Source organism: Streptomyces sp. NPDC038213, from assembly GCF_055600495.1.
In genome coordinates this window covers 65,208-79,891 of the sequence record NZ_JBVJYM010000026.1, presented here as the reverse complement: position 1 = coordinate 79,891, position 14,684 = coordinate 65,208, and the positions used below count along the sequence as shown (strand labels likewise).

The 14,684-nt window shown below is 74.0% G+C and carries 13 protein-coding genes and 1 pseudogene; 6 read left to right on the top strand and 8 right to left on the bottom strand.

Features of this window, described 5'->3' with window-relative positions:
- Positions 1-31 precede the first annotated feature (31 nt).
- Genes ACZ7JZ_RS27835 through ACZ7JZ_RS27825 form a run of 3 tightly spaced genes read left to right on the top strand, consistent with a single transcriptional unit; the run spans position 32 to position 2,174 of the window.
- The gene (locus ACZ7JZ_RS27835; protein ID WP_470943839.1) at positions 32-1,303 is read left to right on the top strand and encodes an MFS transporter; all 1,272 of its coding nucleotides are present in this window, start codon (positions 32-34) and stop codon (positions 1,301-1,303) included.
- Between the two features lie 42 nt (positions 1,304-1,345).
- Positions 1,346-1,930 (top strand): DUF2975 domain-containing protein, encoded by a 585-nt coding sequence (locus ACZ7JZ_RS27830; RefSeq protein WP_470943838.1) that lies wholly within the window; start codon positions 1,346-1,348, stop codon positions 1,928-1,930.
- Between the two features lie 4 nt (positions 1,931-1,934).
- Complete coding sequence (locus tag ACZ7JZ_RS27825) at positions 1,935-2,174, top strand: helix-turn-helix domain-containing protein (protein WP_470943837.1); 240 nt, start codon at positions 1,935-1,937, stop codon at positions 2,172-2,174.
- A gap of 42 nt (positions 2,175-2,216) precedes the next feature.
- Here the strand turns inward: ACZ7JZ_RS27825 and ACZ7JZ_RS27820 are convergent, their stop codons facing one another.
- Both ACZ7JZ_RS27820 and ACZ7JZ_RS27815 read right to left on the bottom strand, forming a co-directional pair.
- Positions 2,217-4,481 (bottom strand): FG-GAP repeat domain-containing protein, encoded by a 2,265-nt coding sequence (locus tag ACZ7JZ_RS27820; protein ID WP_470943836.1) that lies wholly within the window; start codon positions 4,479-4,481, stop codon positions 2,217-2,219.
- Between the two features lie 127 nt (positions 4,482-4,608).
- On the bottom strand, positions 4,609-7,197 hold the full coding sequence (locus tag ACZ7JZ_RS27815) for a hypothetical protein (RefSeq protein ID WP_470943834.1): 2,589 nt from the start codon (positions 7,195-7,197) through the stop codon (positions 4,609-4,611).
- A gap of 204 nt (positions 7,198-7,401) precedes the next feature.
- Here ACZ7JZ_RS27815 and ACZ7JZ_RS27810 point away from each other — a divergent pair, with 204 nt between their 5' ends.
- Positions 7,402-8,145 carry a phosphate/phosphite/phosphonate ABC transporter substrate-binding protein gene (locus ACZ7JZ_RS27810; RefSeq protein ID WP_470943833.1) on the top strand — a complete coding sequence of 248 codons (744 nt, stop codon included), beginning with the start codon at positions 7,402-7,404 and terminating at the stop codon, positions 8,143-8,145.
- 137 nt (positions 8,146-8,282) lie between these two features.
- Here the strand turns inward: ACZ7JZ_RS27810 and ACZ7JZ_RS27805 are convergent.
- Both ACZ7JZ_RS27805 and ACZ7JZ_RS27800 read right to left on the bottom strand, forming a co-directional pair.
- Positions 8,283-8,861 (bottom strand): annotated as a pseudogene (locus ACZ7JZ_RS27805) (alpha/beta fold hydrolase); the annotation flags it as partial.
- Between the two features lie 34 nt (positions 8,862-8,895).
- Complete coding sequence (locus ACZ7JZ_RS27800; protein WP_470943831.1) at positions 8,896-9,594, bottom strand: hypothetical protein; 699 nt, start codon at positions 9,592-9,594, stop codon at positions 8,896-8,898.
- Positions 9,595-9,717: 123 nt separating this feature from the next.
- On the opposite strand from ACZ7JZ_RS27800, the gene ACZ7JZ_RS27795 reads away from it, so the two are divergent.
- On the top strand, positions 9,718-10,356 hold the full coding sequence (locus ACZ7JZ_RS27795; protein WP_470943830.1) for a hypothetical protein: 639 nt from the start codon (positions 9,718-9,720) through the stop codon (positions 10,354-10,356).
- A 70-nt stretch (positions 10,357-10,426) separates the two neighbouring features.
- Positions 10,427-11,284, top strand: a complete 858-nt coding sequence (locus tag ACZ7JZ_RS27790) for a hypothetical protein (protein ID WP_470943828.1) — start codon at positions 10,427-10,429, stop codon at positions 11,282-11,284.
- Here the strand turns inward: ACZ7JZ_RS27790 and ACZ7JZ_RS27785 are convergent.
- The 4 genes from ACZ7JZ_RS27785 to ACZ7JZ_RS27770 form a co-directional block, all read right to left on the bottom strand.
- On the bottom strand, positions 11,271-12,638 hold the full coding sequence (locus ACZ7JZ_RS27785; RefSeq protein WP_470943826.1) for an MFS transporter: 1,368 nt from the start codon (positions 12,636-12,638) through the stop codon (positions 11,271-11,273). The genes ACZ7JZ_RS27790 and ACZ7JZ_RS27785 overlap by 14 nt on opposite strands.
- Before the next feature lie 202 nt (positions 12,639-12,840).
- The gene (locus ACZ7JZ_RS27780) at positions 12,841-13,677 is read right to left on the bottom strand and encodes a DUF4253 domain-containing protein (protein ID WP_470943825.1); all 837 of its coding nucleotides are present in this window, start codon (positions 13,675-13,677) and stop codon (positions 12,841-12,843) included.
- Positions 13,674-14,117, bottom strand: a complete 444-nt coding sequence (locus ACZ7JZ_RS27775; RefSeq protein ID WP_470943823.1) for a DUF4259 domain-containing protein — start codon at positions 14,115-14,117, stop codon at positions 13,674-13,676. Before ACZ7JZ_RS27775 ends, ACZ7JZ_RS27780 begins: the two co-directional genes overlap by 4 nt.
- A 72-nt stretch (positions 14,118-14,189) precedes the next feature.
- Positions 14,190-14,654 carry a hypothetical protein gene (locus ACZ7JZ_RS27770; RefSeq protein ID WP_470943822.1) on the bottom strand — a complete coding sequence of 155 codons (465 nt, stop codon included), beginning with the start codon at positions 14,652-14,654 and terminating at the stop codon, positions 14,190-14,192.
- Between the last annotated feature and the right edge of the window lie 30 nt (positions 14,655-14,684).

Below are 14,684 nucleotides of genomic sequence, written 5' to 3'. Positions count from 1 at the left end.
AGTTTTGAGTTACCTCCGTAACGTCCCGCTCATGGGAAAGCGTTACGCGCTGCGTACGTACCTCGCCGGGGCGGTGGCCGCCCGGGCCGGGGACGAGATGTCGGGGCCGGCGCTGATGCTGGCGGGGTTCGCCCTCTCCGGATCGGTGGTCGAGGCCTCCGCGCTGCTGGCGGCCGTCACGGTCTCCGCTGCTGTCGGCGGGCCGGTCCTGGGGGTGCTCCTGGACCGGGCGGGGCGGCCGGGACGCCTGCTGGCCGCGGCGCTCGTTCTGTACGCGGCCGGGCTGGGGGCGGTCCTCGCGGGCCTGGGGCGGCTGCCGTTCGCCGCCACGCTGTGCCTCGCGGTGCTGACGGGCCTGTTCGGACCCGCCCTGTCGGGCGGCTGGACCGCCCAACTCCCCCGCGTGGTCGCGGACGCGCGCCTGCCCCGGGCGAACGCGCTCGACGGCATGACCTTCAGCGCCGCGGGCCTCGCGGGCCCGGCCCTGGCCGGGCTCGCGGCCGAGGCCCTGGGCGCCCCGCTGGCGGTGGCGGCCTCCGCCGCCCTGGTCGCCGCAGCCCTCCCGGCGGCCTGGCTCCTGCCCGGGGGTACGGGCGCCGCGGGTGGGGGCGCGGGCGCGAGTGGGGGCGGGGTGACGGCGGCGGGGGTGCGCGGGGTCCCGTACCCCGTACGCGCCCTGGGGGCCGACCTCGTCGCCGGGTTCCGGGTGCTCGTACGGCGGCCCGCGCTCGCCCGGGTGACGCTCACCTCCGTACTCTCCTGCGCCGCCCAGGGCATGATGACGGCCTGCATCCCCCTCCTCGGCGCGAGCGTCCTCGGCGGGCCCGGCCTCGGAGCCGCGCTCCTCTCCTGCACGGCGGTCTCCGCCCTGCTGGCCGGGGCCGCGCTCGCCCGCTTCCCGCGGGCCCTCGCCCCCGACACGGTCGTCTGGGCCAGCGCCCTCCTCCAGGCGGCCGCCCTGCTGCTGGCCCTCTACGCGCATCCCCTCGCGCTGGTCGCCGCGCTGCTCCTCGCCGGGGCCGGCGAAGGGCCGCAGCTGACGGCCCTGTTCGCCGTACGCCACCGGGAGGCCCCCGCGCACCTGCGGGCGCAGATCTTCACCACCGGCGCCAGCTTGAAGATCACCGGCTACGCCCTGGGGGCGGCGGTCGGCGGACCGCTGGCCCTCTGGTCCGTCCCCGGGGCCCTGACCTGCGCGGCAGGCGTGGCCGCCCTCGCCGCCGCGGCCTTCTTCGCGGTGCCCCGACCGGCTCCCGACGCCCCGGCCACCCCGGGACTTGTCGATTATCGATATGCCCCCTAACCTCTCCCCTATCGATATTCGATAGGGGAGAGGCAAGGCTCGATGAACAAGCGGATGACGGGGATCCTCTCGTCGGCGGCGTTCGGCTTCGGACTGCTCAGCGCGCTGAGCTTCATAGGCACCGCGGTCTTCCGCATCGCCGACGACGGCGCCGTCTGCGTGCAGACGGGGTACTGGGCCAACGCGGCACTCGACGGGGAACTGCCCGTCGCGGCGGGGGTGAAGGCCTCCAGCAGCATGGTGCGGCTCTGCCAGGACGCCCCCAGCGCCGGACAGCGCGCCGCGGACCTCGGCAGCGAACTCCCGTGGCTGCTGTTCGCCGCCGTGGCCCTGATCCTGTTCTCCCGGATGCTGGACACGATGCTCAACAGCGGGCCGTTCACGCAGAAGTCCGCCGGGCGGCTCACCTTCCTCGGCTGGTGGCTGGCCGTCGGCACGGTCGTGACCGGCTACGGAACGGGCGTGACCCACTCCTGGCTCGTCGCCAGCATGGTCCCCGACGAGGGGGTCGGCCCCGCCTTCGCCGGGCCGGTCGAACTCCTCCTGCCCGGCCTCGCCGCCGTGATCATGGGGGCGGTCATGCGGCAGGGGGCGCGGATGCAGGAGGACCTGGACGGGACGATCTGACCCGATGGCCGCCGCATCCGCATCCGAAGAGGAACCCCACTCCATCCGCATCCACCTCGACCAGATCCTCACCGAGCGCGGCATGACCCTCACCGAACTGTCCGCCCGGGTGGGCATCACGGTGGTGAACCTCTCGATCCTCAAGAACGACCGGGCCAAGGCCATCCGCTTCTCGACCCTGTCGAAGATCTGCGAGGCCCTGGACTGCCAGCCGGGCGACCTGATCACCCACGACCGGCCGTGACCGGCAAGGCCGCCCGGGCCACCGCCCGAGCGGCCGTACCGCCTAGTGGATGCCTCCCGCGTACACCTGCCAGCCGGTGCCGAGCTTGACGCGTCCGCCGAAGGTCCCGCGGCCGGTGCCGTCGTAGCGCCAGACCGCGCCCGCGGTGTCGCGGACGACGAGGTCGGCGCGGCTGTCGCCGGTGAGGTCGCCGATGCCGACGAGGGCGTTGTACGAGCCGCCCCAGTCCTTGGCGAGGAGGGTGCGGGCGCCGAACTTGCCGTTGCCGAGCCCGTAGCTGCGCCACAGCTCGTTGCCGGTGTCCTGGAGGAGCAGGTCCCCGATGCCGTCGCCGTTGAGGTCGCCCGTGCCGACGATCTTCTTGTAGTTCTTGAAGTTTGTGCTCAGGAGGACGCGCGGGGACAGGATCCCGGAGGCGGTGGTGGTGTAGAAGTACAGGCCGCCGGTCTTGGGGTCGCGGGCGATCAGGTCGGGGCGGCCGTCCTTCGTGACGTCCCCGACGCCGGTCATGAGGTCGTAGGCGTTCCAGCCCTTGCCCAGCACCCGGTGCTTGGTGGTCGGCTTCAGCTCGGCCCCGCACGCGGGCGTGTAGAGGCGCATCTCGCCGGTGGCCAGCCGGACCAGGGTGTCGTTGCAGCGGTCGCCGTTCGTGTCCCCGAACGGGACCGGGCGGAAGCCCTTCGGCCAGCCGGTGGTGGTCGTGCTGCCGCTGAAGTTGTCGATCCCCGGGTGCCCGTACGCGGTCCGCAGGCTCGTGCCGTTCACGGACATGATGTCGCCCGTACCGTCCGGCGTACCCGCCTTCCCGCCGAAGTCGCGGTGCGCGACGACGGGGGTGAAGGTGTCGGAGGCGAACAGCGGTGACTCCTCGTCCCCCTTGTGCCACAGCACGGCCGCCGTGCCGCGGGGTCCGGCGGCGACGGCGCCGGAGAGGGAGAGGTCCGCCGGGAGGGCGCCGAGGGCCCCCGGCAGCGCGGCCGGTGCGGTCCACGCGTCGTCGGACGAGGTCCGGGTTGCGTGGCCCAGCACGCGGCGGGCGGAGGCGCCGGTGCCGACGTTCTCCTCCCACAGCACGCGGAGCGTGCCGTCCGGGCCGATCGCGGCATCCACCAGGGAGGCGTCCTCACCCTTCAGGTCGAGGTAGGCCTCGCGCCCCCAGCTCCCCGGGCTGCGGCCCCGGGTGGCGGTCTGGATGCCGGTGATCGTGCCCTCCCCGGCCTCCCGCCGGTCCTGCCAGACGACGGTGACGTCCCCGTCGGGCGCGACGAAAGGCTCGGGCGCTTCGGGCTGGGTCTCCTGGCCGTACGAGGGGACCACCTCGGCCGGCTCCCAGTACCGGTACCCGTGCGACCGTACGGCCACCTTGATCCCCTGGGCGTCGGTGTAGCCGGGGACGCCGTCGGTCCAGGCCATGGCGAGGGTGCCGTCGGGGCCGGAGGCGAGCTTGGGAGCCGTGGCGTTCTTGCCCAGCCAGTCCACGGACTCGCTCTGGCGCCAGCTCTTGCCGCGGGCGGGGCGGGTGGTGCTCACCAGCCAGGACCCGGTGGCGTCGGTGCTCAGGTAGGCGACGACGGTCAGCCCGGCGTTGTCGATGGCGACGCCGGCGCCGTGCACCCGGCCCTTGCGGTCGAGGGGGATCTCGGCGGGTTCGGACCAGTCCCCGTGCATCTCCCGGTCCGAGGTGCCGATCGAGGAGGCGGCGGGCTCGCCGCCTCCCGCGGTGTAGGGGTGCGCGGACCAGACGGCGGTCATGGTTCCGGCCGGGCCCGCCGCGAGGTTCGCATCGGTGATCTCCAGGCCCGCTTCGGTGGTCACCAGGGTCTGCCGCGACCAGGTTCCCCGGTCCAGGGTGGCGGTCACGAGGGAGGAGGGGCCGCCGTCGCCGGGGCCGTCGCCGTCGTCAGCGCTGCCGGGTTCGATCCACATCAGCGTCACCGTGGCGTCGGTGGCGGCGGCCAGGCGCATGGAGCCGGGGTGGACGCTGTCCGTCCGCAGGGCGGTACGGGCGCCCCAGCTCCGTGCTCCGGCGGGCCGTACGGCCGTGTAGTAGGTCGGCGGCAGATCGTCGGAGACGATCTCGGGCCACACCGCCACGGCGGTTCCGTCCGATGCGATGACGACCTGCTGGAGGCCGCCCGCGACCACCTCCGTGCCGGCGATCGTGACCGGCTGGTTCCACGGCGGCGCCGGGGCGGCGGCGGCCGGTCCTGCCGCCAGGAGCGGCGGGACCAGCCCGCCGGAGATGACCAAGGCCGCGGTGGCGACCGCGCCGGCCAGCCGGCTCTGCGTGCGTATGCGTGCGCCCATCAGGCGTCTTTCCTTTCCCCGTGCCCGAGCCCGATCCGCCGCTCAAGCGGTTGGCGTTGCGGATCACGGGAGTTCGACCGGTGCGGGGCCCGGATGGCTGTACGGACATCCGGGCCGGTGTGCGGTGTTAGTGGATGCCGCCGGTGTAGACCTGCCACCCGGTGCCGATGCGCACGGGCTTGTTGACGGAGTTCGTGTCCATGCGCCAGAGGGCGCCGGTGGTGTCGCGCGCGACGAGGTCGGAGCGGCCGTCACCTGTCAGGTCGCCGACGGAGACCAGGGCGTTGTAGGACGCGCCCCAGTTCTTCTGCCACAGATCGCGTGCTTCGAACGTGCCGTGGAACTTGCTGCGCATCAGCCAGAGCTCGTTGCCCTTGTCCTGGAGCATCAGGAAGCCGTTACTGCCGACGATCTTCTTGTACTCGTTGTAACCGCTGCCCACGAGCACCCGCGGGGCGAGGATGCCCGCGGCCGTGGTCGTGTAGAGGTACAGGCGGCCGGTCTTGGGCTCGCGGGCGACGAGGTCGGGACGGCCGTCGCCGGTGATGTCGCCGACGCCGGTGATGACGTCGTACGCGTTCCAGCCCTTGCCGAGGACCTTGTGCTTGGTGGTGGGCTTGAGGGCGGCTCCGCAGGCGGGGGTGTAGAGGCGCATCGTGCCGTCGGGGTGGCGGACGAGGGTGTCGTTGCACCGGTCGCCGTTGGTGTCGCCGAACGGGACCGGGCGGAAGCCCTTCGGCCAGCCGGTCGTGGTGCTGCTGCCGCTGAAGTTGTCGATCCCGGAGTGCCCGTACGCGGTCCGCAGGCTGGTGCCGTTGACGGACATGATGTCGCCCGTGCCGTCGGGCGTACCGGTCTTCCCGCCGAAGTCGCGGTGCACCGCTGCACCACCTGTCACTGCGACCTCGCCCGCGGCCAGGAAGACGGGTGTGCCGCCGTCGGCCGGGGTGGCCTCGAGGGTCCAGCCGAGCCGGCCGTTCGGGGCCAGGGGTCCTTCGTCCGTGCGGCCGTTCCAGGCGGCCGTGACCTTGTTCCCCTGGGCGCTGCCCTGGTAGGTGCGGACGGCCTTGCGGGTCACGGGGTCGGTGAGGGTGACCGACCACGAGGCCGCGGGCCGGTTCAGCGTCCAGACCGGGGCCCAGGCGGCGGTCTTGCCCCCGAGTACGGCCGCAGCGGGGACGGCGGCCTGCGTCACCGCGAGGGACGCGCTGAGGGTGTCGGAGGAGTGGAGGGTCTTCCAGTCGTGCTCCCACATCGCTGCGGCCGATCCGCCGGGGCCGGCGGCGACGGCACCCTCCTGCCAGAAGCGGGACCGCGGCTCGGCGGGCCGGGCGGAGCCGGGGACGGTGCCGGGGGCGGTCCAGGCGTTGCCGGCGGTGGTGCGGGCCGCGTGGCCCAGGACGCGCTGGGTGGTGCCGCCCGCGGTGATGTCCTCCTCCCACAGGACGCGCACGGTGCCGTCCGGGCCGATCGCGGCGTTCTGCAGCCGGGTGTCGCGGCCGCCGAGATCGAGGTAGGCCTCCTTGGCCCAGGCGGCGGAGCCGGCGCGCAGGCTGGCGGTGTACAAGCCCGAGGTGACCCGGTCCCGGTCGCCGGCCCAGTCCTGCCACACCAGCGTCACGTCGCCGTCCGGCGCGATCAGCGGCTCCGGCGACGGAACCGACTCGAAGAGGGCGTTCGACGGGACGTTCAGGACCGGGCCCCAGGCCGCCGCCCCCGGCTTGCGGACGGTGGCGCGGATACCCCGCTTGGCGGTCTCGTTGGGGTTGCCCTCCAGCCAGGTCAGCGCGAGGGAGCCGTCGGGGCCCGACCCGATGCTGGGGGCGGCGGTGACCGTGCCGGGTGCCGTCACCGCCACGGGGGCGCCCCAGGGGGCGGCCGGACCGGGGCGGGTGACGGTCTTGACGGTGTACCGGCCTGCGGCGCCGTCGGCCAGGTAGGCGATCACGGCGGTGCCGCGGGTGTCCACCGCGACGTCCGGGGAACCCACCCCGTGGTCCGGCGCGCTGGCGACGTCGACGGGGGCCGACCAGGTGCCGTCGGCGGTACGGCTCGCGGTGCTGATCGTCCGGTGGGAGTCCGTGTTTCCCATGTCGTCCAGGTGCCGGCCCCGCTCCCACACGGCCGTCACGGTGCCCTGCGGACCGGCTGCGAGCCGGGCGGACTGGATGTTGTCGTCTTCCCCCGTGCTGCCGGGCTCCAGGAGCGTGTGCTTTGCCCAGGTCGTCGAGCCGGGCAGCAGGGTGGCGGCGGTCAGGCTGTCGGGGCCGGAGTAGCCGACCGGGTCGTCGAAACCCTCCGCCCACAGCAGCGTCACGCTGCCGTCGGTGCCCGCCACGAGGTCGATGGACGTGACGGCCTGGTCGTTGAGTTTCTGCGGCGCGCTCCACTTCCGTGCGTGGGGCGGCCTGATGGAGGCGTACATGTAGTCCGCGAGGTCATTGCCGCTGGCCATCCAGGTCGCGACCGCGGTTCCGTCGGCCGCGATCGCGATCCGGGTCTTCCACGCCTCCGAGGTGTGGCCAGGCAGGGCGACGGGCCGGTTCCAGGGCGGCAGCGCGGCCCCCGCGGACGCGCTGCTCGTCAGGGCCGGGCCGGTGGCGGCCAGCACCGGCTGCGCGAGGCCGCCGGAGGCGATCAGTGCGGCGACGGTCATCGCGGCCGCGGGACGGCCGCGCCTGCGGTTGCGGCCGTGTACGTGCGTGTGTGCGCCCATGGAACGGGACACCTCTTCTCCCCTGTGAACTGCTGTCGATCACGGGGTTGGACCTGCGAGGGGCCCGGACGGTTGTACGGCAGTTCGCGCTTCTTCCCGCCCGCCCCGAGGACCGGCCCCCGCCGAGGACGTGCAGGCCCTCTCGCGCCGGGCAAGACTGGACGGGAGGGGTGAGTCGCGCGCTCCAGCTCCGCGGGAGGACCCATGAATGCGACCTTCTTGTACGACGCGAATCTGAGGCTGGAGACCGACTCGCCGCAATGGTCCGCATTCATCGGGGAGAACGGCATCGACGTCACCGGATTCCACGGCGACATGGCTCCCCTGACCGAGGCGCTCGAAGAGCACCGGGCGACCTTCTCGTACCTCCCCGTACTCAACTACTTCTACCTGCGCAACGACCCCGCCTACGAGCCAATCGCCAGTGCCGTGTACGCGGCGGACGGCACGACCGGCATCCCGAGCGTGCTGATCGTCGCCGCGGACAGCGGGGTCGACGCCCCGGCGGAACTGCGCGGCCGGAGGCTCGCCATCGCCCACCGCTTCTGCACCACGAGCTTCCTCGCGCCGACCCTGCTGGTCCACGACCTGGGAGGACGCGTCGACGAGTTCTTCGGTGACATCGTCGTCACACCGCCCTACGAGGGGCAGGTGCAGGCGGTGGTGGCCGGTGCGGCGGATGCGACGTTCATCCAGGAGGACGTCTGGCTGAAGGACCCGGCCAACGCCGGAAGCACCCGCGTGATCGCCCGGCGGGACCACCTGCCGACACCGCTGTTCATCGCCGCCACCGAGGCTCCGGCCCGGCTCCGCACGGCCGCCCTGGACCTCCTGCTGGGCTACCGGCCCGCGAGGGACGCCCCGGTCCTCTTCTCCGGTTTCGTACCGTACGACGCCGAGACGGTCGAGGCGTCCTTCCGCGCCGCCGAGGAAGCGCTCACCGGCTGAACCGCGGGGACCGGGGTCACTTCCCGACGGCGTCGAGGAGGATCTGCGCCAGTTCGCGCGGCCGGGAGAACATCGGCCAGTGGCCGGTGTCCAGCTCGACCAGCCGCCAGTTCCCGCCCACCAGCAGCTCTGCCACGTCCTCGCTCGGCTCGGGGTCGCCGAGCGTGCACTTGACGTACGTGGCCGGGAGGTCGCCGAGCGGCCGCTCCAGCCGCGCCGGTTCGGTCAGCGTGGCGCCCGGGTGCGGCGTCGAGCCGCGGACGATCCGGTCGATCTGCTCCTCGCTGAGACCGTGGTCCTGGAAGTGGGTCGCGGACGCGACCGGCCAGACCCCCCCCGTTCTCCGCGATCGACGCCCTCATCATCACCCCGCCGTCCGGCCAGGAGGCGACGAACGGCTCGCCGTCGGCCGGCACGCTGGAGTCGACGAAGACCACGCCCGCCAGACGGTCCACGACCCGCTCCGCGGCCTGGCCCACCGGAATGCCCGAGTAGCTGTGGCCCACCAGGACGACATCGCGCAGGTCCCGGCGTTCGACCTCGTCGACGACGTCCTGGACGTGGGTCTGCTGCGTTGCGGGCACGCCCTGCTTCTCGGCGAGACCGGACAGCGTCAGAGGGTGGACACCGTGTCCGGCCGCCGTCAGATGCGGCACCACGTCATCCCACGCCCACGCCCCGAGCCTTGCACCTGCAACCAGCACATAGTTAGCCATGGCTGCACCCTAAGGGACCTCCCCGGGACGGTCCTCAGCCGCCGGTGCTGGCCGCTTTCCGCAGCCGCTCGTCGAACTCCTCCGCGATCGCCTTCGGGACCGTGCCCCCGTAGAAGGTGATCACACCTCCCGTCCGGACGAACGTCCTCAGAAAGCCCGGTGACTGGAGCGGGCCCGGCGGCAGGGGGACGCCCGAGCCGGTGAGGTCCAAGTGCCCCTCCGGCGGCGTCAGGAAGCGGTAGCTGACCACATCGTCGCCCACGTCGAACTGCGGCTGCGCCGGGCGGGTTCCGAACCGCAGGTAGTTGTCCGCGTAGAAGGTGTTGTAGTGCGCGCATGCGGGGATCGAGGCCCGCAGCTCCGACATGATCCGTTGTGCGTCGGCCGGGGCGTAGCTGTACGACTCCGCCGCGTGCAGGTCGCCCTGACCGGTCTCGACCGGTGTCAGTACGACGCGGGTGGACGCGAGGGGCATCCGGTCGTGCGCCCAGAGGGCGAACGAGACCTTTCCGCAGTGGTGGGTGGGGGTGGGTTCCCGCCCGACACCCGGGAGCTCGAACTTCGCCCTGTAGCCGGGAACGTCCTTTCCGCGCGGAAGAACGGCCATCAGCTGCGCCATGGTGAGCGGCTTCCCGCTCGCGCGCGTGGGACCCGTGTCCCATACGGCCACAGCGGCCGCCGCGCCCGCCAGAACGGCCAGGGCGAGTATGAGCAGCAGCGGACGACGGCGCACGGGCGGACTCCTGTCGTGGGGCCGGGCCCTGGTACAGGCAGCGGCGGATCGGCGGGGCGGTAGGGGTCCGCCCACCGTACCCAAGTGCCTTCGGCGCGTACGCGGTGTGGCACCCTCCTCTCCGTGAACGACTCCCCTGATGACGGCGGGCCCTTCGCGGCACGCCGGGAGCCCGCCCGGTTCGGGGCCTGCGAGGTGGCCGGTGCGCCCGGGGTCGAGCACGCGGTCGGGCCGCGGCGCGGGACGCTGTGCGGGATCTCGGCCCGGAGCACCACCGCCTACCTGCACGCCTTCACTCCCGAAGCGCTGCACGCGTGCCGCCGTTGCCGGGCGGCGGCGCAGGCTGCGCCCCCGCTGCCGGGTGCGGCGGAACGGCTGTACGGCCTGCTGCTGTCCGCGGAACCCGGAGCCGTACGGGACGACCTGCTCGCCGCGCTGCACCGGGGCGCGGAGGTGCGTACGTGGGTCAGCGGGCCGGGGGCGGGGCTTGCCGCCTCGTACGCGGCGAAGCTCGGCGGACCGGTCGCCGGCACCGGTTCCGGAACCCGGGCCGGGTCCGCGGACGAGGCCCTGGAGGCCCTCGCAGCCGCCGGGGCCCGGCCCGTCGGGCTGGCAGAAGTCGACGTGGCGGAGGCCGAGTCGGGGGTGGAATCGGAATCGGAAGCGGGGGCGGGAGGCGGGGGCTGGAGGTACCTCGTCGTCCTGCCGGACGATCCCACCTCCCCGCCGATCCTCGCCCGGACCCGCCTCATCCGCCCCTGACCCGGGCCGTCGGCCGGAAACGGCAGCGGTGGCGGGGGAGTTGTCAGTCCCCCCTGCAACACTGCGCCCCATGACCTCTTCCGCACCCCTCTCCCCGTACTCGCCCTCGCCCTCATCCCTCCCCTCCGGCACCCGGCTCTCCTGCCTGACCCTCGAACAGTGGCGGACCGTCGACCTGGCCGGTGCCCGGCGCCTCGCGGAGGAGGCGGCTCGGGCCGTGGGCGGGCAGGTGGCGGCCGTCGAGGGACCGGAGGAGGGCGGCGGGGCGCTGCACCGGGTCCGGATCGAGCGTGCGGGGCAGGAGTTCGCACTCGTACCGGGCGGTGAGGTCGTGCTGGGCTTCGATGCGGAGGCGTGGCGGCCGGAGCCCGGGCAGGAGGCGGACTACGCGGCGAGCGCGGCGAACGGGTTCGGGCAGGCGGCGACGCTCCGGGAGCACCTGGCCGAGGTGCTGAGCCCGCGGCGGCGGGTCCGGCTCCCTGCGGTCCTGATGGCGGTGGAGGACGAGGAGCTCACGGACGAGCCCGCGGTGATGCCGGAGGTGCTGGCCGGCCGCGGACTGCGGATGCCCACCTCCGACGAGTGGGAGCACGCCTGCGGGGCCGGGGCGGACACCCTGTTCCACTGGGGCGACGCCTGCCCCCTCGACCGCATCCCGTACGGGGACCGCTCCGGCCCCCACTCCCGCCCCAACGCCCTGGGCCTGCGCATCGCGTACGACACGTACAGCGCGGAGGTGACGAGCGACCGCACGGCCGTCCACGGCGGCGACGGCGGCGAGTCCGTCTGCGGGGGCTACGGCACCCTCCTCGCCTGGCTCCCCCTGGCCACCGCCCACACGAACCCCGCCATGACCGAGTTCGTGTACGGACACACGGGCGACGGCGACTGCGAGGGCCTGAGCGTCCGCCCCGTCATCGGGATCTGACCGGAGCTGCTGGGGCGGGGTGTTCCGGACGGCGGCGGTGGAGGTCCATTTGTTGCCATTCCGGGCGTAGAGAGGCGAGGTTGGTGGTGAGGAAGTAGACGGCTGCGGCGGTCAGGAGGACCGGGGGCAGGCCTGCGGCGGCTACCGCTGCGCCGCCCAGTAGGCCGCCCAGGGGGATGCCGGACCAGGTGATGCCCTGGGTGAGGCCGCGGATCCGGCCGACCATGTCCGGGGGGATCCGCTCGTACATCACCGCGCCGACGATCGGGTTGATGAAGCCGCCGCCCAGGCCGCCGACGGCGATGACCGCCGCGACCAGCCACAGCGGGGCGTCCGTGGCGAGGATGAGGAAGCGGGGTGCGCCCGTGACCAGCCAGCCGAGGAAGAAGACCGGTCGGCGGCGCAGCCGGTGGGCGAGGGCCGCGGCGGTGAGGCTGCCGACCGTGGCCGCGATGCTGAACGTCGCCCACACCAGGCCGATCGCGGCGGGCCCGTGCCCCGACTCCTTGGCCCAGACGGGCACGAACACGGCTGCGCAGGCCGCGTCGAGGACGTTCGTGACGCAGATCATCGCGCTGAGGGTGAGGAGCAGGGGCTCCCTGCGGAGGAAGGCGAGGCCCTGGCGGAGGCTCTGCCAGTAGCCCTCGTGGCCGGCGCCCGCGGACGTGGGCTTGTGGGGGCGGCGGGCCATGTCGCGGGGGAGGGCGGTCGCGATGATCAGGGTGCCCAGGGTGAAGCAGGCCGCGTTGACCACCAGGCCGGCCATCGGGCCCACGAGGGCGACCAGGGCGCCGCCGGCCGCGGGGCCCACGGTGCCGGAGAGGCGTTCGACCACGCCCTCCAGTCCGGTGGCCCGCTCCAGGGGGACGCGGCTGCGGGCCGCGGCCTCCGGGATCATCACGTCCTTCGCCAGGTCCCCGGGACTGCGCACCGCCCCGATCACCGCGACCAGCACGGCCAGGGTGGTGAAGGACAGCCGACCGCCCGCGTGCAGCAGGGGGATCAGGAGCACGGCGGCCGCGCTGACCACGTCCGCGATCCAGGAGATCCGGCGCGGCCCGGCCCGGTCGACCAGCGGTCCGGCGAAGGCCTTGAGGGCGACGTACGGGCCCATCTCGCAGAAGGCGATCAGGCCGGTCTGGGTGGCGCTGCCGGTCGTGACCAGGACGAACCACGGGATCGCGATCCCCGAGATCCTCGTACCGCTCTGCGCCACCAGCAGCGCCGCGAGCACGGCGGCGAGGGGCCGCAGGCGCCGGTGGGCCGCCGCCCCCGCAACCGTTGCGGCGGCCCCGTCCAGGGCTCCGGGCGGTCCTGCGGGCTGCGCGCCGGGCTGGATTCCGGGGTGCACCATCGGGATCCGCCTCCTGCGGGGCGAGGGCTTGCGGCTCGGCCTCCGTAGAGCGTTGCCCGCAGGAGGGGGGCTTGGGAAGGCACCACGCGGACAGGCCGGGAGGGCCTTTCGGCCTGCCTGGTGGAGACGGCCTGCACGCCGTGGGCCGCCGCCGGGACGCCGTGCGGCCCGATGCAGGAACCCCCGCCCGCGGACGGCGGGTTCAGTCCCACCAGAAGTCCCACTGGTGCGCGCCCCGGATCCGCTCCGCGTACGCGGCGAGGGTGTAAGGGGCCTGGCCCTGGCGCACGTTGTCCGGGCAGAAGGCGAAGTGCTCCGCCGCTACCAGCAGCGCCTCGCGCTCCCCGGTCGGCGGCGCCGCCACGCTGAGGTGCAGCGTGGCGAACCCGACGGCGACCACGCGGGCGCCGAAGCGGTGCTCCCAGTCCCGGACGACCGCGGCGATCCTGCCCGTGTCGTTGTCGTGGTTGAGCGGACCGGTCCAGCCCGCGGCGGCCAGTGCCTCGGCGCCGGAGGCCGCGGGGACCAGGCCCATACGGGTCCGGGGCCGGAAGGAGAGGAAGGCCCGCGCATACTCGGCGGCTATCCGGTCGGGGTCGGCCGAAGGCTCCCCGGCGGGTGCGGGACCGGGCCAGGCACGGCCGAAGGGGGCGGTCTCGGGATCGGGGGCGGCTGAGTGGTCCGGGTGGTTCGTGTGGTCCGGCTCGTCCGGCTCGCCCGGCTCGCCCGGCTCGCCCGTGTCGTCGGAGGTCGTCGCGGTCCACCAGTCGGAGAGGACGGCCGCCGGGTCGTGGTCCGCGGGGGAGGACATCCGGTCGGGCATCAGCTCCCCCGAACCCCAGGGGCGGAACTCCTCGTCGTCCGGGTCCAGGGCGTCGAGCAGGAGCGGCAGCAGGCCCGTGTGCCCGTGCTCCCCGAGCGCCCGCAGCCACTCCCCGGCCGTGGCCGGACCGCCGCCCAGCCGCAGGGGCGGCCGGACGTCCGCGCCCGTGCTCGTGTCCGCGCGCGCCCCCGCGTCCGTGCTTGTGTCCGTGGTCACCGGGGGGCTCCGCCCGCCCGCGGGGACTCGGCCGGTACCGGTATCTGCTGCCCGCAGACGCGCTGCAGTTCGCGGATGCCCGCGCGCCAGGGGCCCGCGTCGCCCTCCTCCCACAGCTCCAACAGCTCGGAGGGCTCGGTGAGGACGCGCTCCAGCGCCCGGTGGGCCGGTTCGCGCAGGCCGGTCAGGTCGGGGAGGCCGCCGTCCGGTGCGTACGCGGAGGTGGCCGGCGCCCCGCCCGGGCACTGCGAGGCGATCAGCGCCGCGGCCGCCACGGCCTTCTCCGCGTCGTACGAGTCCAGGAAGTCCGTGGTGGACGTGACGACGGACAGGACGTCACGGATGATGCCCTCGCGCGCGTCGGGCGCCGCATCGTCGAGCTGCCCGCAGAAGTCCGCAGCGGTGTCGTTGTCGAAAGGACCGATGTCCCAAGTGCCCATGGTTTCTCCGCATCGTGGTGCCGATGCAGGCAGAGTGGCAGAGGGGACTGACAACGGCCTTCCAGCCCGGGTTCAGGAGGGCAGCGCGCCGCTCAGGGCCGCGCCCGCGGCGGCGAAGAGGCACGCGGTGAGCAGCGCGCGCTCGGGGGTGGTCCGGATGGCCAGCAGGTAGGCCAGGGCCGAGGCGCACATGGCCACGGGCAGCACGCTGGAGGTCAGGGACCCGGCGCTGAGGTGGCCGGTCGGCCAGGCCACCGCGAGGTGTACGAGGGCCGCGAGCCCCGCCGCCTCGAAGAACGGCTTGCGGAAGGGGTTCCACGCAGGCGCGGGCGAGGGCGCGGGCGCAGCAGGCGGGGCGGTTGCGGGCGCCCGGCCGTCCCGGGCCGCGGCCCGGTTGCGGCGCACGGAGACGGTGATGGCGGCCACGACGCAGGACAGCCCGACCAGCATCCACAGCATCAGCAGGCTCACCAGTACGGGGTTCAGGTCGGCCGTGCTGCCGGCCGCTGCCGCGGCCGCGGCGCTCGTGTGGGTCATCTCGTGTGGCCTCGTCTCCTGTGGTGCGGG

Coding starts and splice junctions, on each gene's coding strand:
- ACZ7JZ_RS27835 (WP_470943839.1), top strand. CDS start 32: ATGGGAAAGCGTTACGCGCTGCGTACGTACCTCGCCGGGGCGGTGGCC.
- ACZ7JZ_RS27830 (WP_470943838.1), top strand. CDS start 1,346: ATGAACAAGCGGATGACGGGGATCCTCTCGTCGGCGGCGTTCGGCTTC.
- ACZ7JZ_RS27825 (WP_470943837.1), top strand. CDS start 1,935: ATGGCCGCCGCATCCGCATCCGAAGAGGAACCCCACTCCATCCGCATC.
- ACZ7JZ_RS27820 (WP_470943836.1), bottom strand. CDS start 4,481: ATGGGCGCACGCATACGCACGCAGAGCCGGCTGGCCGGCGCGGTCGCC.
- ACZ7JZ_RS27815 (WP_470943834.1), bottom strand. CDS start 7,197: ATGGGCGCACACACGCACGTACACGGCCGCAACCGCAGGCGCGGCCGT.
- ACZ7JZ_RS27810 (WP_470943833.1), top strand. CDS start 7,402: ATGAATGCGACCTTCTTGTACGACGCGAATCTGAGGCTGGAGACCGAC.
- ACZ7JZ_RS27790 (WP_470943828.1), top strand. CDS start 10,427: ATGACCTCTTCCGCACCCCTCTCCCCGTACTCGCCCTCGCCCTCATCC.
- ACZ7JZ_RS27785 (WP_470943826.1), bottom strand. CDS start 12,638: ATGGTGCACCCCGGAATCCAGCCCGGCGCGCAGCCCGCAGGACCGCCC.
- ACZ7JZ_RS27775 (WP_470943823.1), bottom strand. CDS start 14,117: ATGGGCACTTGGGACATCGGTCCTTTCGACAACGACACCGCTGCGGAC.
- ACZ7JZ_RS27770 (WP_470943822.1), bottom strand. CDS start 14,654: ATGACCCACACGAGCGCCGCGGCCGCGGCAGCGGCCGGCAGCACGGCC.